Origin of the sequence: Clavibacter sp. CT19 (assembly GCF_027858075.1) — a bacterium.
In the GTDB taxonomy this organism is placed as follows: Bacteria; Actinomycetota; Actinomycetes; order Actinomycetales; family Microbacteriaceae; genus Clavibacter; species Clavibacter tessellarius_A.
Genome location: NZ_JAQHYR010000013.1, coordinates 1 through 17,283, shown reverse-complemented (window position 1 = coordinate 17,283; position 17,283 = coordinate 1). Strand labels below are relative to the sequence as shown.

19 protein-coding genes are annotated in these 17,283 nt (G+C 74.5%); 11 read left to right on the top strand and 8 right to left on the bottom strand.

Features of this window, described 5'->3' with window-relative positions; all coding sequences use genetic code 11:
* The first annotated feature begins 188 nt into the window (after positions 1-188).
* Positions 189-1,004 (top strand): hypothetical protein, encoded by an 816-nt coding sequence (locus PED38_RS14880; RefSeq protein ID WP_270981815.1) that lies wholly within the window; start codon positions 189-191, stop codon positions 1,002-1,004.
* Positions 1,005-1,043: 39 nt separating this feature from the next.
* On the opposite strand, the gene PED38_RS14875 is transcribed toward PED38_RS14880, so the two are convergent.
* The 4 genes from PED38_RS14875 to PED38_RS14860 form a co-directional block, all read right to left on the bottom strand.
* A complete protein-coding gene (locus PED38_RS14875; RefSeq protein WP_270981814.1) occupies positions 1,044-1,490 on the bottom strand; it encodes a DUF488 domain-containing protein in 447 nt (148 codons plus the stop codon).
* Between the two features lie 73 nt (positions 1,491-1,563).
* A complete protein-coding gene (locus tag PED38_RS14870) occupies positions 1,564-2,370 on the bottom strand; it encodes a DNA-formamidopyrimidine glycosylase family protein (protein WP_270981813.1) in 807 nt (268 codons plus the stop codon).
* Positions 2,371-2,403: 33 nt separating this feature from the next.
* Complete coding sequence (locus PED38_RS14865; protein ID WP_270981812.1) at positions 2,404-3,507, bottom strand: hypothetical protein; 1,104 nt, start codon at positions 3,505-3,507, stop codon at positions 2,404-2,406.
* A 212-nt stretch (positions 3,508-3,719) separates the two neighbouring features.
* Positions 3,720-4,844, bottom strand: a complete 1,125-nt coding sequence (locus tag PED38_RS14860; protein ID WP_270981810.1) for a hypothetical protein — start codon at positions 4,842-4,844, stop codon at positions 3,720-3,722.
* A 217-nt stretch (positions 4,845-5,061) separates the two neighbouring features.
* Here PED38_RS14860 and PED38_RS14855 point away from each other — a divergent pair, with 217 nt between their 5' ends.
* Positions 5,062-5,808 carry an SDR family oxidoreductase gene (locus PED38_RS14855; protein ID WP_063070977.1) on the top strand — a complete coding sequence of 249 codons (747 nt, stop codon included), beginning with the start codon at positions 5,062-5,064 and terminating at the stop codon, positions 5,806-5,808.
* A 5-nt stretch (positions 5,809-5,813) separates the two neighbouring features.
* Here the strand turns inward: PED38_RS14855 and PED38_RS14850 are convergent, their stop codons facing one another.
* The gene (locus tag PED38_RS14850) at positions 5,814-6,791 is read right to left on the bottom strand and encodes a LacI family DNA-binding transcriptional regulator (RefSeq protein ID WP_270981862.1); all 978 of its coding nucleotides are present in this window, start codon (positions 6,789-6,791) and stop codon (positions 5,814-5,816) included.
* 123 nt (positions 6,792-6,914) lie between these two features.
* Between PED38_RS14850 and PED38_RS14845 the strand changes: the two genes are divergently transcribed.
* Both PED38_RS14845 and PED38_RS14840 read left to right on the top strand, forming a co-directional pair.
* Complete coding sequence (locus PED38_RS14845; RefSeq protein ID WP_270981809.1) at positions 6,915-7,982, top strand: Gfo/Idh/MocA family protein; 1,068 nt, start codon at positions 6,915-6,917, stop codon at positions 7,980-7,982.
* Positions 7,983-8,138: 156 nt separating this feature from the next.
* Positions 8,139-8,690: an NAD(P)H-dependent oxidoreductase gene (locus PED38_RS14840; RefSeq protein ID WP_063070976.1), complete on the top strand. Its 552-nt coding sequence runs from the start codon at positions 8,139-8,141 to the stop codon at positions 8,688-8,690.
* 86 nt (positions 8,691-8,776) lie between these two features.
* Here the strand turns inward: PED38_RS14840 and PED38_RS14835 are convergent, their stop codons facing one another.
* The 3 genes from PED38_RS14835 to PED38_RS14825 form a co-directional block, all read right to left on the bottom strand.
* Positions 8,777-9,952 (bottom strand): zinc-dependent alcohol dehydrogenase, encoded by a 1,176-nt coding sequence (locus tag PED38_RS14835; RefSeq protein ID WP_270981808.1) that lies wholly within the window; start codon positions 9,950-9,952, stop codon positions 8,777-8,779.
* A gap of 388 nt (positions 9,953-10,340) precedes the next feature.
* Entirely contained in the window at positions 10,341-10,667 is a 327-nt protein-coding gene (locus tag PED38_RS14830) for a hypothetical protein (protein WP_063070974.1), read from the bottom strand.
* A gap of 162 nt (positions 10,668-10,829) precedes the next feature.
* Entirely contained in the window at positions 10,830-11,153 is a 324-nt protein-coding gene (locus tag PED38_RS14825) for a DUF7882 family protein (RefSeq protein ID WP_063070973.1), read from the bottom strand.
* A gap of 322 nt (positions 11,154-11,475) precedes the next feature.
* On the opposite strand from PED38_RS14825, the gene PED38_RS14820 reads away from it, so the two are divergent.
* The 7 genes from PED38_RS14820 to PED38_RS14790 all read left to right on the top strand — a co-directional run bounded on the left by PED38_RS14820 (position 11,476) and on the right by PED38_RS14790 (position 17,248).
* On the top strand, positions 11,476-12,360 hold the full coding sequence (locus tag PED38_RS14820) for a manganese catalase family protein (protein WP_270981807.1): 885 nt from the start codon (positions 11,476-11,478) through the stop codon (positions 12,358-12,360).
* Positions 12,361-12,466: 106 nt separating this feature from the next.
* Positions 12,467-13,246 (top strand): MBL fold metallo-hydrolase, encoded by a 780-nt coding sequence (locus PED38_RS14815; protein WP_063070971.1) that lies wholly within the window; start codon positions 12,467-12,469, stop codon positions 13,244-13,246.
* Complete coding sequence (locus PED38_RS14810; protein ID WP_270981806.1) at positions 13,243-13,980, top strand: histidine phosphatase family protein; 738 nt, start codon at positions 13,243-13,245, stop codon at positions 13,978-13,980. The genes PED38_RS14815 and PED38_RS14810 overlap by 4 nt, the downstream gene beginning before the upstream one ends.
* Positions 13,964-14,863 (top strand): NAD(P)H-hydrate dehydratase, encoded by a 900-nt coding sequence (locus PED38_RS14805; RefSeq protein ID WP_063070969.1) that lies wholly within the window; start codon positions 13,964-13,966, stop codon positions 14,861-14,863. The genes PED38_RS14810 and PED38_RS14805 overlap by 17 nt, the downstream gene beginning before the upstream one ends.
* Before the next feature lie 92 nt (positions 14,864-14,955).
* Positions 14,956-15,159 carry a hypothetical protein gene (locus PED38_RS14800; RefSeq protein WP_063070968.1) on the top strand — a complete coding sequence of 68 codons (204 nt, stop codon included), beginning with the start codon at positions 14,956-14,958 and terminating at the stop codon, positions 15,157-15,159.
* Between the two features lie 71 nt (positions 15,160-15,230).
* Complete coding sequence (gene deoC, locus PED38_RS14795) at positions 15,231-15,953, top strand: deoxyribose-phosphate aldolase (RefSeq protein ID WP_270981805.1); 723 nt, start codon at positions 15,231-15,233, stop codon at positions 15,951-15,953.
* Complete coding sequence (locus PED38_RS14790) at positions 15,953-17,248, top strand: M18 family aminopeptidase (protein ID WP_063070966.1); 1,296 nt, start codon at positions 15,953-15,955, stop codon at positions 17,246-17,248. The genes deoC and PED38_RS14790 overlap by 1 nt, the downstream gene beginning before the upstream one ends.
* Positions 17,249-17,283 lie beyond the last annotated feature (35 nt).

The window sequence follows — 17,283 nt, the reverse complement described above, 5'->3', positions numbered from 1 at the left end:
ATCCTCGCGGGCGGGGTGCGGAGGGCGGAAGCCGAGCGACCCGCCCGATGTCGCGTGCGTCGCCGCATCACGCCTCCTCGAGTCCCTCCCCGGTGCAGCGAAGCAGCCCGGCTCACATTCCTTCATCGATCGGGGCGGGACGCTCCCTTCCGTGCCTACTCTCCGAGCAATCGAGGAGAGGGGCGGCGATGCTGGCCGAACGCATGCGGGTGCTCATCACCGTGAAAGCGGCTCCCGAGCCGTCGAAGAAGTACATCGACACGGTCTGCGTCGCCGGTGTGCGCCTCGACCTGCCGGAGCCCTACTGGATCCGCCTCTATCCGGTGCCCTTCCGCCATCTGTCCGGCGAGCAGAAGTACGCCAAGTACCAGATCATCGACATCGATGTGAATCCCGCGAAGAGCGACGATCGTCACGAGAGCAGACGCCCGGTGTGGGATTCCGTGGAGCTGGTGGGCAAGCCCGCCACCAGCCTCGCGCGCGTCCCCGCTCTCCTGCCCCTCACCGGGCCCACCATGTGCGAGCTGCAAGCCGGAGTCGCCGCTGATCTCCGGGCGCAGTCCCTGGGGTTGGTCCGGGTGCGCGCTCTCACGTCGGTGGCGATCGAGCCCCATCCCGGCTGGACTCCCGCGCAGATCCAGGCGATGACGGCGCACCTGGAGCAACCGGAGCTCCTCGGGGATGTCGACGAGGTCCCTCCGCTGGTGGCGCCGCGCCTCGTCGTCCGCTACGCGTACACGTGCATGACGCCCGAGTGCGCCGGCCACCGGCAGCGCATCCTCGATTGGGAGCTCGCGGCGCTGCAGCATCGCTTCCGGCACGTCACGGTGGATGCGCTGGAGGCGGTCATCCGCGAGAAGTTCGAGGCCGGGAAGTTCTCCGAACCTGTCCTGACGTACTTGTTCGTCGGCAACTTCGCCCACCCGGCGAAGCGGAGGAACTTCGCGGTGCTCGGGGTGTGGACGACACCCCGGGCCACCGAGACACGCGTGACGCTCTTTTGATCACCGAGCCCGTGCGCCGGACTCCCGGCATCGGAACCCTCAGGGTGCGACGGGCTCGAGCGCTCGCAGCCGATCGAGGATCTGCTCGCGGTGACAGTGCGCCTCATCCGCCTCGAAGCACAGGAGAGCGACCTGCCGCGCCTCCCCCGCCGCCCGGATGCGGTCCAACGCCGCGCGCGCCTCATCCGTCTCGAGCCGAGCCCGGAAGGCGCTCCGAGCCTGCTCCGCAGGCTCGCCGTGCAGATCCGCATAACCGTCGCGGTTGTCCCGCGGATTGCCGAGGGCCGGCTCGTGCCGGTACTCGATGCCCTCGCGCACCAGGCGCTCCGAGAGCGCCTTCTTGGAGAGGCCGCGCTTGCGGGAGAGCGGGTTGAGCCGCACGTCCACCAGGACCTCGACGCCGCGCGATCCGAGGACAGCCAGCAGCCCGTCCACATCGCGCCCTTCGTACCCGACACCGATGGGCTCGAAGCCGCGCGCAACCATTCGGCAAGTCAAGCAGGTCTCCGCCTCGGTTCGAGGACGCCGCACGGGACCGGGAACGGGGCTGGACCGATCGTCAGCGTGGAGGAGCCGGCTGACACCTGGGGCACCACCACGCCCGCCGCCCGCGCTCGCTCGTGCCGCCCGGATCGTCCACGCCGACCACCGTCGTGCCGCAGCGCAGGCACGGCCGGCCCGCGCGGCCGGCCACCCAGTGCGTGCGGCCGCGGCGGGGATCACCCGTCGTGATCTGGTACGCCGCCGGCACCGTCGCCGAGTGGCGCAGCGAGCGAGCGGCGAGGTCGACGAGTGGCGGCAGGTCGACGTCGCGGACGCGCGTCGCGGGGTGCACGCCGCGCAGGAAGCCGACCTCGTTGACCCAGAGGTTGCCGAGGCCGGCCATCGGGCGCTGGTCGAGGAGGGCCGCGCGGATCGCGTCGTCGGGCCGGGCGGCGAGGCGGGCGACGGCGAGCGCCGGATCCCAGTCGTCACGCAGCGGGTCCGGCCCGAGATGGCCGATGGCCGCGCGCTCGTCGCGGGTGGGGATCAGCTCGACCACGGGCAGGTCGATGCCCCAGAGGGTGCGGCCGTCGTCGAGGCGGAGGCGCACGCGCACCTGGTGCTGGATCCGCTCGGGGACGCCCTTGCCCGGCCCGGTGACCGTCCACGAGCCCTGCATGCGCAGGTGCGTGTGCAGGGTGGACGCGTCGTCCAGCCGCATGAGCAGGTGCTTGCCGTGCGTGTCGAACCCGGTGATGCGCCGCCCGCCGAGCCGCGCTCCCGCCCGTGCGCCGGACCGCAGCTCCCCGTCCGCGACGAGCGCGCCCTCGACCTGCGCGCGGAGGCGCGCGGCGAGGACGAAGACGGAGTCACCCTCGGGCATGGGTCGACGGTAGCGGGGGCCGCCGACACGGGATCAGGCGGGCTGGGCAGGCGGGTCGGACGAGACGGGCGCGTCCGCACGCGGGAGGTCGCCGACGTTCGCGGCGTACCGCGACATGCGGCGGTGCTGCACGATCGCGAACGGCAGCGTGCCGGCGAACACGACGAGGCTGATGAGGAAGAGGACGAACAACCAGCCGTCGATGTCGCCGCGGATGAGGGTGGGGACGAAGATCCCGACTAGCAGCATGAGCGACTGCGCCAGCTGGAACGGCTGCAGCGTGCGGCTGAAGACGGCGAGCCGCGCGGCGCGCCACTCGAGCTCGGGCTCGAGCTCCTCGCCCTTGCCCAGGGCACGCTGCGCCACCGCCTTCCGGTGCTCCTTCGCCAGGCCCCCGGTGATGGCGGATCCCGAGAGCTGCGCGCCGACGGACACGAACAGGCACGTGAGCGCCGGCGCGAGCAGCGAGAACTGGAGCACGAGCGCGATGACCGTGGCCGCATCCTGCCGCTCGAACCGGCCGAGCAGGAGCGTGCCGCCGACGGTCACGACGAGCGCGACCACGAACACCAGGCGGATGAGGCGCCACTTGCGTCGCGCCGTGTCGGCGGTCCAGTCGAGGTCGATCGAGAGGGTCGGGCTGTCGTCGGCGAGGCGCTCGCCCAGCCGGCGGACGGCGGCGGCCTGCGCGCGGAGCACGAGGATCCAGCTGGCGGCGGCCGTCGCGACGGCGGCCACGACGAACCCGATGACGACGAGCGGGGAGACGCCGCCGACCAGCGACGCGACCGCGTGCACGACCACGGCGAGCGCGGTGATGCCGACCCACACGATCACCCGCACCGGGCGCCGGCGCGTCCCGGCGGTGCGGTCCGGGTCCCGCCACGACTGCAGCTCCAGCAGGCCGAGGGCCGGGGCGAACGCGAGCGCGAGCAGGCCCGCGGTGACCTGCGGGAGGATCGCGGCCGCATCCGCGTCGGCGACGACGGCCACCTGGTACAGCCCGAAGCCGTAGAGCGTGCCGAGGCCGAGGATCAGCGCGACCAGGACGATCAGGAGGGCGATGCGGGAGCCGAGGCCGCCGGCGTGCGCCGTGTCGGTCGGGGTGGATCCGGGGGCCGTGCCGCGCGAGCTCATGCGCCGACCGTATCGGTCGCCGACGCTCGCTCCGATCCCTTCAGCTCGCGCGTGGACGCGGCGTAGCGGCTGCGGCGCCGGTGCGGTCCGGCCGGTGTCGAGGGGTGGTCGGATCCGTGCCGCGTGCGCTCCCCGATCGACGCCATGGACCCACGGGCGCTCCGACGGCTCCCCGGCACGGGGCAGACCGACCGCGGACGCCGCCTGCCGGATCAGCCGAGCGGCACGCCCGTCGGCGCCGACCAGCGGTCGGCCTCCACCGCTCCCGGCCGCGGGGATGCGGCCAGCGCGATCACGGCATCGCCCGCCGAGTGCACCAGCACGCTGCCGTAGGCGACCCCGAGGACGGCCGCGAGGAGCGCGCCGACGAACGCGAGGGCGATGGCGACGGACGTCAGCACGGAGGTGGCACCGGGCGGCGTCATGGACGCCGCGCCGAGCACGCAAGCGGACGCGCCCATCACGATGAGCACGAGGCCCGCGGCGCTGAACGCCTCGCCGATGCGGCAGGCCCGGGCGATGCGCGCGGCCCGCCACTCGTGGTCCGGCGCGAGCGCCGCGCCCGCGCCGCGGGCACGTCGGAGGACGGCCGTCCGCGTCGGCCTGTCGAGGTCGAGGAGGAGGGGACGCAGGGCCCGTCCGGCCGGACGCACCACGAGCATGCTCGCTATGCCGGCGACGATGCCCGCCGCGCCGATGCTCAGCGCCATGACGCCGTCGGCCAGCGGCGACGACGGGTCGACGGGCGGCGCCTGCACGGCGGCCCCGACCACCATCGTGAGGAACGCCAGCCCGCCGATCCCGGCGACGCGCAGGAGCACGGCGCGGCGGTCCCACGGCACGTCGGCCGGGAACGGGACACCGTCGCGGAGGCCGTCGCGGAACTCGGCCGCGTCGGCCCCCGCCCGTCCGCCGAGGATCCGGCTGGCGGCACCGACCCCGACCGCGCCCGCCAGCGCGCCCGCGACGTGCACGAGGGGCAGGCCGATCTCGAGCGACTCGACCACCGCCGGGATCGCCGCGAGACCCGCGAGGCCCGCGACCAGCGCCGGGGCGCGGAGGCCGAGGACGGTGGTCGCGGGAGGGGCGCCGAGGGCGCGCCGGATGGCGTCCCCGCGCGCCGCGCGGCCGACCAGGGCCGGGAGCAGCACGAGCGCCGCCGACGCCGCGATCCAGGCCGGGGCGTCGTGCGCGGCGGACGGGTCCGCGAGGACGACCACGAGTCCGCGCACGAAGAGCACGACGGTGCCGAGGAGCAGGGTCCAGAAGGCGGTCGCCGCCACGGCGGTCCCGGACCTCCCGGTCGACGCGGGCGGGGCGGGGAGGGGCGAGGGCACCCACTGAAGGTAGCGGTCGCGCGCATCGCCGCGAGCGGAGCCTCCCGGGCCCGCCCCTCCCCACGTGAACGCCCGCTGGATCCTCCCCCGCTCCCCCGCGCGCCCACCCCCGCGGCGCCCGCGACGGGCCACACTCGATCCACGCAGCCGCGCCCCACGCGCGGCGCACGCACCGATCCCGACCCCGCCAGCCGCGCATCCGCCGCGAAGGAGCACCATGAAGATCACCGGCCGCACCGTCCTCATCACCGGAAGCACCTCGGGCATCGGCCTCGGGCTCGCCGAGCGCCTCCACGCCGCGGGCAACCGCGTGGTCGTCGCGGGGCGGCGCGCGGAGCTGCTCGACGAGATCACCGCCCGGCACGAGGGCATGGCGTCGGTCGTGCTCGACGTGGCCGACCCCGCGTCCATCACCGCCGCCCGCGACGAGCTCGCGCGCAGCCACCCCGACCTCGACGTGGTGATCACCATGGCCGGCATCATGCAGCCGGAGGACCTCCGCGACCCCGCGCACCAGGCCACCGCCGAGGCCATCGTCACCACGAACCTCCTCGGCACCATCCGCACGGTCGACGCGTTCCTGCCGGGCCTCCTCGCCAGCGACGAGGCCACGCTCATGACCGTCTCCTCCGGCCTCGCGTTCGTGCCCCTGGCCGTCACACCCACCTACAGCGCCACGAAGGCGGCGGTGCACTCGTACACGCAGAGCCTGCGCGCGCAGCTGGCCGGATCATCGGTCGAGGTCGTCGAGCTCGTGCCGCCCAAGGTGCAGACCGCGCTCATGCCCGGGCAGGCGGAGGCGGCCGACGCGATGCCGCTCGAGGACTTCCTCGACGAGGTCATGGGCATCCTGCAGGCCCGCCCGGAGGACGAGGAGATCCTCGTGCAGGACGTGCACGGCCTCCGCTTCGCCGAGCGCGACGGCCGTCACGACGAGATGCTCGCGCTGCTCAGCGGACGGTAGGCGCCTCAGCTGCTCTGCCGCACCACCAGGGTCGTCGGCACGAGGGTCAGCGGATCCACGTCCTCGCCCGCCACCAGCCGCACCAGCACCTCGGCCATGGTCCGCCCGAACTCCTGGCTGGGCTGGCGCACGGTGGTGAGCGGCGGCACGGCCGACTCCGCGAGGTAGTCGTCGTCGAAGCCCACGACGCCCACGTCCTCCGGCACCCGCAGGCCGTGCTCCCGCAGGGCCGTGTAGACGCCTGCGGCCATGCGGTCGCTCGCGGCGAACACCCCGTCGATCGGCTCGCCGCGCGCGAGCAGCGCGCGCATCGCGTCGGCACCGGACGCGGGCGAGAAGTCGCCGACCTCGACGAGCGTCGGATCCAGGCCCGCCGCCGCCATCGCCTGCCGGAAGCCGCGCAGCCGGTCGATGCCCGCGGGCATGTCCTGCCGGCCGGCCACCGTGGCGATCCGCGTGCGGCCGCGCGCGATCAGGTGCTCGGTCGCGACGCGCGCCGCCCCCACGTTGTCGACGTCGACGGTGGGCGCGTCGCGGTCGTCCTCACGCAGCGGGCGGCCGGCGAACACCACCGGCAGCCGGTCGCGCAGGCCGCTGAAGGTCGCGTCCCCGGAGTGGTGCGAGACGACGAGCACCCCGTCGACGTTGCCGCCGAGCAGGAAGCGCCGCGTCTTCTCCGCCTGCGCGGGCGAGGAGATGAGGAGCGTGAGGGTGTGCTCGGTGGCGGCGAGGTGGGTCATGGCGCCCTGGATCAGGGATGCGAAGAACGGATCCGCGAACACGCGCGCGGTCTGCTCCGGCATCACGAGCGCGAGGGCGTTCGTGCGGCGTCCCGCGAGCGAGCGCGCCGCCCGGTTGGGCACGTAGTCGAGCTGCGCGATGGCGGCCTGGACGGCGGCGACGGCACCGGGCGCGACCTTGCCCGATCCGTTCACCACCCGCGAGACCGTGGCCCGGCTGACCCCGGCGAGCGCGCCGACCATCTCGAGCGTGGGCTGCTGCTGCTCGTCGTCGGCGGCCACGGTCCCCCTCAGGTGCTGCTCGGATCAGGCGCGGCGTGGATCAGGTCGAGTGTACGGCCGCGGTCCCCGGCCTAGGCTCGTCGCATGTCGACGTCGATGCCGCCCTCGCCAGCGCCCTCCCCCGACGGCGACGGCGACGGCGACCGCGACCGCACCGGCACCGGCACCGGCACCGGCCACGACGCCGCCCGCCCCACCCGCTGGGCCGTCGTCGGTGCCGCCGGCATCGCCCGCTCGGTCGTGCCCGACATGCTGCTCGTGCCCGGGATCGAGGTCGTCGTCGTGCACTCGCGCACCCGCGCGAGCGCCGAGGAGCTGGCGGCGGCGTGCGGCATCGCGCGGATCCACGACACCCTCGAGGCGCTCCTCGCCGACCCCGAGGTGGACGCCGTCTACGTCGCCACCCCGCACACCCTCCACCGGTCGCAGGCCGAGGCTGCGCTCCGCGCCGGCAAGCACGTCGTCTGCGAGAAGCCCCTCACCACGACGGCCGCCGACACCCGCGCGCTCGTCGACCTCGCGCGCGCCGAGGGCCGGCTCCTCCTCGAGGCGCTGTGGATGGCGTTCTCCCCCGGCTACCTCGCCGTGCGCGCGGCGCTGGACGCGGGCCGCATCGGCGATCCCCGCGCCATCGCCGTGTCCTTCGGCTTCGTCACCGAGGAGGGCGCGGGCCGCCTCTGGGATCCCGGGGTCGGCGGCGGCACGCTGCTCGACATGGGCGTGTACCCGCTCGCCTTCGCGCACGGCCTGTTCGGCGCGCCCTCCTCGGTGTCCGCGATCGGCACCGTGCTCCCGCGCGGCGTCGACACCGAGGTCGCGATCCTGCTCGGCTGGCCCGACGGCCGCCAGGCCACGCTCGCCTGCTCGCTCGTCGCGGCACTGCCCCTGGGCGCGACCGTCAGCGGCACGGCCGGCCGCATCGAGGTGGATCCGCTCTTCCTCGCCTCCTCGGGCCTCGTGATCGTGCCCGCCGACGGCGACGCCGAGCGGCAGGAGCACGACATCGAGGGCCGCGGCTACGTGCCCATGTTCCGCGCCGCGCAGGAGGCGATCCGCGCGGGCAGCGTCGAGTGCGCCGAGATGCCGCACGCCGAGTCGGTGGCCCTCGCCGAGCTGACGGACCGGATCCTCGCGGACATCGGCGCGCGCTGACGGCACCGGGTCCACCGGCGGCGACCATCCGCGCAGGCACCCGTCCGAGGAGACGCCCGAGGAGGCCGGTTAGGGTCCCGGGAGAGGCACGCGCCTCTCACCCCGCGGCACGTCGACGGAGACGACCCGACCCGAACGACCCCGAAGGAGAACACCATGACGCACGTCCTCGTGCTCGTCGGGAGCCTGCGCACCGGCTCCACCAACCAGCAGATCGCCGAGGCGGCCCAGCGTCACGCCCCCGACGACGTCACGCTCGACATCCACACCGGCCTCGACCGGCTCCCCTTCTACAACGAGGACGTCGACGTCGAGGGATCCGTCCCCGACGAGGCCGTCCGCTTCCGCGACGCGATCGCCGCCGCGGACGCGCTCCTCGTGGTCACGCCCGAGTACAACGGCACGATGCCCGCGGTGCTCAAGAACGCGATCGACTGGGCCTCGCGCCCGTTCGGCGCCTCCGCCCTCGCGGGGAAGCCGACCGCGGTCATCGGCAGCGCGTTCGGCCAGTTCGGCGGCGTCTGGGCGCAGGACGAGGCCCGCAAGGCGCTCGGCATCGCCGGCGCGCGCGTGCTCGAGGACGTCCGGATGGCCGTCCCCGAGTCGGTGATCCGGTTCGCCGAGCGCCACCCGGCGGACGACGCCGAGGTCGTGGAGCAGCTCCGCGAGGTGCTCGACGCCGTGCGCTCCTCGGCGACCGCCGCCTGACACCACCGCGACGGGGCCGAACGCCCCGCGCACGACGACGGCCGCGCCCCTCGGGGACGCGGCCGTCGTCGTCGAAGCGCCGGAGGCTACGGCTTGAGCACCACCTTGATGCAGCCGTCCTCCTTCTTCTGGAAGATCTCGTACATGTTCGCGGCCTCGCTCAGCGGCACGGAGTGCGTGACGAGGTCCATGACGCCGAGCGGGTCGGACGGATCCTCGACGAGGGGCAGCAGGTCCTCGATCCAGTACTGGACGTTGCACTGGCCCATGCGGATCGCGATCTGCTTGTCGAAGAGCGACTTCATGGGCAGCGGGTCGGCCTCGCCGCCGTAGACGCCCGAGATGGAGACGGTGCCGCCGCGGCGCACCGCGTCGAACGCCGTGTGCAGGGCCGCGAGGCGGTCGACGCTCGCGACGTCCATGACCTTCTTCGCGATGCCGTCGGGCAGGAGGCCGGCGGCCTTCTGGGCGAAGGACGCGGCGGGGCTGCCGTGCGCCTCCATGCCGACGGCCTCGACCATCGCGTCGGGCCCGCGGCCGTCCACCATCTCGCGCAGCTTGTCGGCCACGTCGTCGGTGAGGTCGAGGGTCTCGACGCCGTGGCGCTCGGCCATGGCGCGGCGCTCGGGGACGGGATCCACCGCGATCACGCGGTAGCCGAGGTGCTTGCCGATGCGCGCCGCGAACTGGCCGACCGGGCCGAGGCCCATGATGCCGAGCGTGCCGCCCTCGGGCACGTTCGCGTACTGCACGCCCTGCCAGGCGGTGGGGAGGATGTCGCTGAGGAAGAGGTAGCGCTCGTCCGGGAGCTCGCTGTTCACGACGATGGCGTTGGCGTCGGCGAGCGGCATGCGGAGACGCTCGGCCTGGCCGCCGGGGATGGATCCGTACATCTCGCTGAAGCCGTACAGCGCGGCGCCGCTGCCCTGGGCCTTCACCTGCGTGGTCTCGCACTGCGTGAAGAGGCCGCGGTCGCACATGAAGCAGTCGTGGCACGCGATGACGAACGGGACGACGACGCGGTCGCCGACCTTGAGCTTCGTGACGGCGCTGCCGACCTGCTCGACGACGCCCATGTTCTCGTGCCCGAGCACGTCGTCCTTGTCGAGGAACGGGCCGAAGACCTCGTAGAGGTGGAGGTCGGATCCGCAGATCGCGGTCGACGTGATGCGGATCACCGCGTCGGTGTCCTGCTCGATCACGGGGTCGGCGACGTCCTTGACCTCGACGTCGTGGATGCCCTGCCAGGTGAGTGCCTTCATCGTGCTCCTTCGTGCTCGGGCGCTGGACCCTCGTGGGGCGGCGCTCATCCACACAACGCCCTCCGGCGCCGAGCGCCAAGGGACAGCCAGGCCGCGTCCAGGCAACCGCGACGTCCGGGCGCGGCGCGAAGGCGACGGCGGGCGGCAGCGCGCGGCGGGCGGCGCACGGCGCGCAGCGATCCGCCCCGGCCGTCGGTCGTCCACGACACGACCGCTCCGGGGCGGACCCGGAGACCATCGATCGACGGTCCGGACTGCATAGGAGGACTCTCGACAACCCTCAAGCGCCCGAGCCCGTCAGGCCTCGTGCTGAGAGTGTGCTCCGCAGGTGGGGAAATTCACAGGGGGTTGACTCCGTTCCCGGCGGATGCACGGGAGAGCGGTCGGGTCAGACGTCCCAGCCGTGCGCGCGCTGCACCGCGCGGAGGGCGTCGGCGGCGTCGTCCTCGCCGAAGGGCAGGCGATCCCAGCGGATGCCGTCCGGCGCGATCCAGCCGAGCTCGCCGAGGGCGGCGGCGAGGTCCTCGATGTAGAGCGCGACCGCGTCGTCGGCGCCGCGGATCGTGTCGCCCGTGATGGACCAGCCGAAGTACCCGGCGACGAAGCGCGCCTGCTCGGTGGAGCTGCGGATCGGCCCGCGGGGGCGGGAGGGGAGGGCCTCGCTCGCGGAGGACTGGACCAGATCGCCCATGTCGTCGGCGCTCGTGTCCTGCATGCGTCCCTCTCCCGGGCGACGCGCCCGCGTGACCCGACACCACGATGCCAGGCGGCACGCGCGGACCCCAATGCCCCGCCGGGGGGTTGACACGGGACGGGTGCGCGGACTACCTCCCGATCGGGAGGGTCTTCGCGGGGACCCGGGCGGGCGCGGAGGGGGTCAGCGCGTCTCGTCCCGGGGCTCGTCCTCCGGGGGCTCGCGCATGATGAGGAGGCCGCCCGGGCTGTTGGCCGTGGTCATGAGCGCGTCCACCCACTTGCGGTTGATGGGCGGCACCCGGCTGCCGTGGTACTTGAAGACCAGGGGCAGCGAGTTGTGCATCCAGATGGTGGTGCGCCCGTCCCCGACCTCCACGTCGTCGCGCCAGGAGAAGTAGAAGTTCTCCCCGCGGCGCAGCTTCGCGCCGATGACGAGCTGGAGGTGAGCGAGCAGGCGGTCGTCGAACTCCGCCGTGAGCGTCGAGTCGTACTTGAAGGTGCCCATGATCGATCCCGTTGTCCCCCTCGTGAGCTCTCGTGCCCCGCGCCGACGATAGAGGGGGCCAGAGTGCGGCGCTGAGCTTCGGCCGTGCCCACCCACTATGCCAGCCCTGCCGTCGCGTGAGGCATCGTCCAGGAGGACGATCCGCGTGTGGTAATGAGCCGATCCTGGGGAGGGGACGCGGAGCGCGGATCCGGCGCGCCCGGACCGACCGGCCGACGACCTGTCAAGGGGGTAGGCGGTCCCTGCCGCGGCGGCGAACGCTCGTGGGGAGAAGAGCCGCGGCCGGAACCGGCGCGGTGCCGTCCACCAGGAGAGGTCGTCCATGTTCTTCCACAAGCAGGAGCTGCAGCACAGCGCCACCCCCGACAAGCCCGACCCCATCTACGCGCGCCACCTCCAGGAGGTGCTGGGCGGCCAGTACGGCGAGATCTCCGTCGCCATGCAGTACGGCTTCCAGTCCTGGAACTCGAAGCTCCCCGGCAAGTACCGCGACATGCTCTACGGCATCGGCGCGGAGGAGTTCGGCCACGTCGAGATGCTCGCCATCATGATCGCGAAGCTGCTCGAGACCGCACCGGTCGAGGCGACCGAGGACGCGATGAAGGACCCGACGCTCGCCGCGGTCATCGGCGGCGGCGACATCCAGCACGCCATCGTCGCGGGCGCCGGCGCGCGCCCCGTCGACAGCAACGGCAACCCGTGGCAGGGGTCGTTCATCACCGCGAGCGGCAACCTGCTCGCCGACTTCCACGCCAACGCGAACGCCGAGATGCAGGGCCGCCTCCAGGTGGCGCGGCTCTTCCACATGACCGACGACCACGGTGTGAAGGACCTCCTGTCCTTCCTGCTGGCCCGGGACACCATGCACCAGAACCAGTGGGTCGCGGCGATCGCCGAGCTCCAGGCCGAGGGCACCGAGAACCTGCCCGTGCCGAGCGACTTCCCCATCGAGCTCGAGGACCGGGACGTCTCGTACCAGTACCTCAACTTCTCGGACGGTCCCGCGGCCTCCGAGGGCTCGTGGGCGTCCGGCCCCGCGCCCGACGGCAAGGGCACCTTCACGTACCACGACGGCCCCACGTCGTCGGTGCCGATGCCCCCGCCGCCCGTCGGCAACCCGCTCCTCCACGGCACCATCCCGCCGAAGGACCCGGGTCTGCTGAAGAAGGCGGCGAGCGCCGTGAAGGACGCCGTCACCCCCGAGTGATGAGCGACGCGCGCCCGTGCGGCCGATCCCGCGAGGGGTCGGCCGCACGGTCGCGTGCCTGGGCCCGCGTCCACCCGGACGCGGGCCGACCCCGCGAGAGGACCGCATGATCCGCACCGGCACGCCGCCGCACCCCGCCTCCCCCGTGCTCGCGCGCGACGTGGCGCCGGGCGTCCACCTGCTCTCCCACGCGCACGTGAACCTGTGCCTGATCGAGGACGACGACGGCGTCACCCTCGTCGACACGGCGTTCCCGGACACCTGGCCGCACCTGCTCCGCGCCCTCCGCGCGATCGGCCGGACGCCCGACGACGTGCGGGCCGTGGTGCTCACGCACGGGCACTTCGACCACGTCGGATCCGCCGCGCGGGCCGCCCGCGAGCTCGGCGTGCCGGTGCACGTGCACCCGGGCGACGCGCGCATCGCCCGGCACCCGTACTCCTACCGACGTGAGCGCACGCCGTTCGCCTACCCGCTCCGGTACGGCCGGGCGATCCCCGTGGTCGCCGCCATGGCCGCCGCGGGCGCGCTGCGCGTCGAGGGCGTGGACGCCGTGGCCGACCTCGCGGCCGGCCCGCTCGACGTGCCCGGCCGTCCCGTCGTGATCCCGACCCCGGGCCACACCGACGGCCACGTCGCGCTGCACCTGCCCGACCGGGACGCGCTGATCACGGGCGACGCGCTCGTGACGCTCGACCCGTACACGGGACGCACCGGCTGCCGCATCGTCGCGGGCGCCGCCACGGCGGACAGCGGGCGGGCGCTCCGGTCGCTCGCGGCGCTCGAGGAGACGGGCGCGCGCATCGTGCTGCCGGGGCACGGCGCGCCCTGGCGGAACGGGATCCGCGCCGCCGTCTCGGCCGCGCGCTCGGCGGGGCCGGCGTGACGGGCCTCACCGAGCTCTGGCTCGTGCGCCACGGCGAGAGCACGGCCAACGTCGCCGCGAGCCGGGCCGACCGGGACGGCGCCGAGGTCATCCACGTCGACCACCGGGATCCGGACGTCCCCCTCTCGGACACCGGGAAGGCGCAGGCGCGCGCGCTCGGGCGCTGGTTCGCGAGCCGCTCGGACGTGCCGACGGCCGTCTGGTCGTCGCACTACCTGCGGGCCCGGACGACCGCGGCGGTCGCGCTGGCCGAGGCGGGGATCGCCGCGGAGGTGCGCGCGGACGAGCGTCTGCGCGACCGGGAGCTCGGCATCCTCGACCTCCTCACCTCCCGCGGCGTCGCCGCCCGCCATCCCGGCGAGGACGCCCGACGGCGCTGGCTGGGCAAGCTCTCCTACCGGCCGCCGGGCGGCGAGTCGTGGGCGGACGTCGCGCTCCGCGTGCGCTCGTTCCTGCAGGATCCCGAGGTCGAGGCCGCCGACGGCCGCGCCCTGATCACGACGCACGACGCCGTGGTGATGCTCTTCCTCTACGTCGGCCTCGGCCTCTCCGAGGCCGAGCTGCTCGCCTTCCAGTCGCAGCACACCGTGGCGAACGCGTCCGTCACGGTGCTCGAGCGGTCCGCCCCGCGCGGCTCGTGGACACTCCGGACCTTCTCGGCCACGGAGCACCTCGACGGGCAGGGCGCCCCCGTCACCCAGCACGGAGGGGAACCCGATGTCCGAGGACGATGACGCCGACGCCCGCGCCGACGCGCCCGCGGAGGTGGTGACGCCGGCGGCGCTGCGCGACTGGGCGCTGCCCGCGGCGACCGGATCCAAGTACGGGCGCGGTCAGGTCGTGGTCGTCGGCGGCGCCCTCCGCTCCCCCGGCGCGGCCATGATCGCCGGGCTCGCGGCCCTGCGCGTCGGCGCCGGTCGGCTCACGCTCGCGGTGGGCGCGTCCGTGGCGACCGAGGTCGCCGTCGCGGTGCCGGAGAGCGGCGTCGTGCCGCTCGAGGAGACGGACGCCGGGCACGTGCGGGGCGCGGGGATCCGCGCGGCCGAGGACGACGTCGCGTCCGCCGACGCCGTGCTGCTCGGCCCCGGACTCGACGACGCGGACGAGGCCGAGCGGATGGTGCGCCTCCTCGCGACGCTCGTGCCCGACGACGCCGTCGTGGTGCTCGACGCCTACGCGCTCGGCGTGCTGCCCGCGTGCCGCGAGTCGGCCGCGCGCCTCGCCGGGCGTCTCGTGCTCACGCCCAACTCCTCCGAGGCCGAGCGGCTGCTCGGGCGCGACGCGGGCGACGACGCCGTGGCGGACGCGCGGGAGATCGCCCGGGAGTACGGCGCGGTCGTGTCGATGGGTGGCGTGGTCGCGGCGTCGGACGGACGGGCGTGGACGGTCGGCGCGGGCGGCAGCGGGCTCGGCACGTCCGGATCCGGCGACGTGCTCGGCGGCGCGGTCGCGGGCCTCTGCGCCCGGGGCGCGGACCCCGCCCAGGCCGCGGTCTGGGCGACCCACGCGCACGCCGCGGCGGGCGACCGGCTGGCCGTGCAGGTCGGCCCCCTCGGCTACCTCGCGAGCGAGCTGCTCCTCGAGCTGCCGCGCGTGCTCGTGGAGCTGGAGGCCTGAGCCGGCCCCTCCCCAGGCGGACGCGGGCGGGCGTCGCCTGGGGATCCCCGCCGGGCCCGGTCGCCGCGCGCGGACGGTCGTAGGGTCGGAGCATGACTGATTCCACGTACACCGCACAGCTGGTCGGCCCCGAGGGCACGGAGGAGACCGAGGTCGAGTTCCTCAACGGCGAGCCCGTCAAGAGCTTCACGCGCGCCACCTCGCTCAGCGAGGAGGAGGTCGTCTGGGAGCTCGACAGCGATGAGGACGGCTACGTCTACCGGCCCGCGGGCATCCCGGGCGCCGACTACTCCTGAGCCGCCGCGCGGGCCGTCACGCGCGACCCCGGCCGTAGGATCGAGGTCCCGCACGACGTGAGGAAACCCGCATGAGCACCAGCCCGTCCACGCCCCAGGCCGACACCGCCGCGATCGCCCGCATCATCGACCACACGCTCCTGAAGCCCGAGGCCACGCGCGACGAGGTCGCCGCCCTCGTCGCCGAGGCCGTGGAGCTCGGCACCTACTCGGTGTGCGTCTCCCCGTCGATGCTGCCGCTCGCGCTGCCCGCGGGATCCGACCTGAAGGTCGCCGTGGTCTGCGGCTTCCCGAGCGGCACGCACCACAGCGAGGTCAAGGCCGCCGAGGCCGCGCTCTCCGTCCGCCAGGGGGCCGACGAGGTCGACATGGTCATCGACGTGGGCGCCGCCCGCGAGGGCCGCTTCGCCGACGTCGAGGCCGACATCCGCGCCGTCCGCGAGGCCGTGCCCGCGCCGGCCGTGCTCAAGGTCATCATCGAGTCCGCCGCCCTCGACGACGACCAGATCGTCGCCGTCTGCCGGGCAGCCGTGGCCGCCGGAGCCGACTTCGTCAAGACCTCCACGGGCTTCCACCCCACCGGCGGCGCCACCGTGCACGCGGTCGAGCTCATGAGCCGCACCGTCGACGGCGAGGCCGGCGTGAAGGCGTCCGGCGGCATCCGCACGTACGAGACCGCCGTGCAGATGATCGAGGCCGGCGCGACCCGCCTGGGCGTCTCCGGCAGCGCCGTCGTGCTGGCGGGCCCGGTGCAGACGCCCGAGAACGGCGCGCTCGGATCGAGCGGCTACTGATGCCCGCGGACCGCCGCGCGCACCTGGCCGACCTCGGCCGCTACATCCAGGCCTCCCCCTCCTCCTTCCACGCGGTCGCGGAGGCCGCCCGCCGCCTCGACGCCGCGGGCTTCACAGCACTCGACGAGCGCGACGCGTGGCCCACCGGCCCCGGTCGCCGCTACATCGTCCGCGACGGCGCGCTCCTCGCCTGGATCCAGCCCGCGGGCGCGCACGCCACCACGCCCTTCCGCGTGCTCGGCGCGCACACCGACTCCCCCGGCTTCGCGCTCAAGCCGAAGCCCACCGTCGGATCGGACGGCTGGGTGCAGGCGGGCGTCGAGGTCTACGGCGGCCCGCTCCTCAACTCCTGGCTCGACCGCGACCTCGAGCTGGCCGGTCGTCTCGTCGCACGCGACGGCCGCCAGCACCTCGTCCGCACCGGCCCGCTGCTGCGCTTCCCGCAGCTCGCCGTGCACCTCGACCGCGGCGTGAACACCGAGGGGCTCCGACTGGATCCGCAGCGCCACATGACGCCGATCCTCGGCACGGGCTCCCCCGCCGACGCCGACGTGCTCGGCCACCTCGCGCGGCTCGCGGGGGTCGCCGCCGACGACGTGCTCGGCTACGACGTGCGCGTCGCCGACACGCAGGCGCCCGGATCCCTCGGCCTCGACGGCGAGCTGTTCGCCGCGGGCCGCATGGACAACCTCAGCTCGGTGCACGCCGGCCTCGCCGCCCTGCTCGAGCTCGCGGCCACGGTCGACGACGACGCGGAGGCGCCCATCGCGGTGCTCGCCGCCTTCGACCACGAGGAGGTCGGATCCGCGACCCCGTCGGGCGCCGCCGGCCCGATCCTCGAGGACGTGCTCGGTCGCATCTCGGCCGGCCTCGGCGCCGCATCGGAGGAGCGCCGCCGCGCGTTCGCCGCGTCCTGGTGCCTCTCGGCCGACGCCGGCCACGCCGTGCACCCCAACTACCCCGACCGCCACGACCCGGCCAACCGGCCGGTGCCGAACGGCGGCCCGCTGCTGAAGATCAACGCGAACCAGCGCTACGCGACCGACGGCGTCGGGGCCCGCGAGTGGGCGCTGGCCTGCGAGCGCGCGGGCGTGCCCACCCAGGAGTTCGTCTCCAGCAACGCGGTGCCGTGCGGCTCCACCATCGGGCCCATCACGGCGACGCGCCTCGGCATCCGCACGGTCGACGTCGGCATCCCCCTGCTCTCGATGCACTCGGCCCGCGAGCTGTGCGGCGCCGACGACCCGGGGCACCTCGCCGCCGCGGCCGCCGCGTTCCTCCGCCCGGCTGGCTGACCGGCAGGACCGGCAGGCGCCCGGCAGCCGACCGG

Coding starts and splice junctions, on each gene's coding strand:
- PED38_RS14880 (WP_270981815.1), top strand. CDS start 189: ATGCTGGCCGAACGCATGCGGGTGCTCATCACCGTGAAAGCGGCTCCC.
- PED38_RS14875 (WP_270981814.1), bottom strand. CDS start 1,490: ATGGTTGCGCGCGGCTTCGAGCCCATCGGTGTCGGGTACGAAGGGCGC.
- PED38_RS14870 (WP_270981813.1), bottom strand. CDS start 2,370: ATGCCCGAGGGTGACTCCGTCTTCGTCCTCGCCGCGCGCCTCCGCGCG.
- PED38_RS14865 (WP_270981812.1), bottom strand. CDS start 3,507: ATGAGCTCGCGCGGCACGGCCCCCGGATCCACCCCGACCGACACGGCG.
- PED38_RS14855 (WP_063070977.1), top strand. CDS start 5,062: ATGAAGATCACCGGCCGCACCGTCCTCATCACCGGAAGCACCTCGGGC.
- PED38_RS14850 (WP_270981862.1), bottom strand. CDS start 6,791: ATGGTCGGCGCGCTCGCCGGGGTCAGCCGGGCCACGGTCTCGCGGGTG.
- PED38_RS14845 (WP_270981809.1), top strand. CDS start 6,915: ATGTCGACGTCGATGCCGCCCTCGCCAGCGCCCTCCCCCGACGGCGAC.
- PED38_RS14840 (WP_063070976.1), top strand. CDS start 8,139: ATGACGCACGTCCTCGTGCTCGTCGGGAGCCTGCGCACCGGCTCCACC.
- PED38_RS14835 (WP_270981808.1), bottom strand. CDS start 9,952: ATGAAGGCACTCACCTGGCAGGGCATCCACGACGTCGAGGTCAAGGAC.
- PED38_RS14830 (WP_063070974.1), bottom strand. CDS start 10,667: ATGCAGGACACGAGCGCCGACGACATGGGCGATCTGGTCCAGTCCTCC.
- PED38_RS14825 (WP_063070973.1), bottom strand. CDS start 11,153: ATGGGCACCTTCAAGTACGACTCGACGCTCACGGCGGAGTTCGACGAC.
- PED38_RS14820 (WP_270981807.1), top strand. CDS start 11,476: ATGTTCTTCCACAAGCAGGAGCTGCAGCACAGCGCCACCCCCGACAAG.
- PED38_RS14815 (WP_063070971.1), top strand. CDS start 12,467: ATGATCCGCACCGGCACGCCGCCGCACCCCGCCTCCCCCGTGCTCGCG.
- PED38_RS14805 (WP_063070969.1), top strand. CDS start 13,964: ATGTCCGAGGACGATGACGCCGACGCCCGCGCCGACGCGCCCGCGGAG.
- PED38_RS14800 (WP_063070968.1), top strand. CDS start 14,956: ATGACTGATTCCACGTACACCGCACAGCTGGTCGGCCCCGAGGGCACG.
- deoC (WP_270981805.1), top strand. CDS start 15,231: ATGAGCACCAGCCCGTCCACGCCCCAGGCCGACACCGCCGCGATCGCC.
- PED38_RS14790 (WP_063070966.1), top strand. CDS start 15,953: ATGCCCGCGGACCGCCGCGCGCACCTGGCCGACCTCGGCCGCTACATC.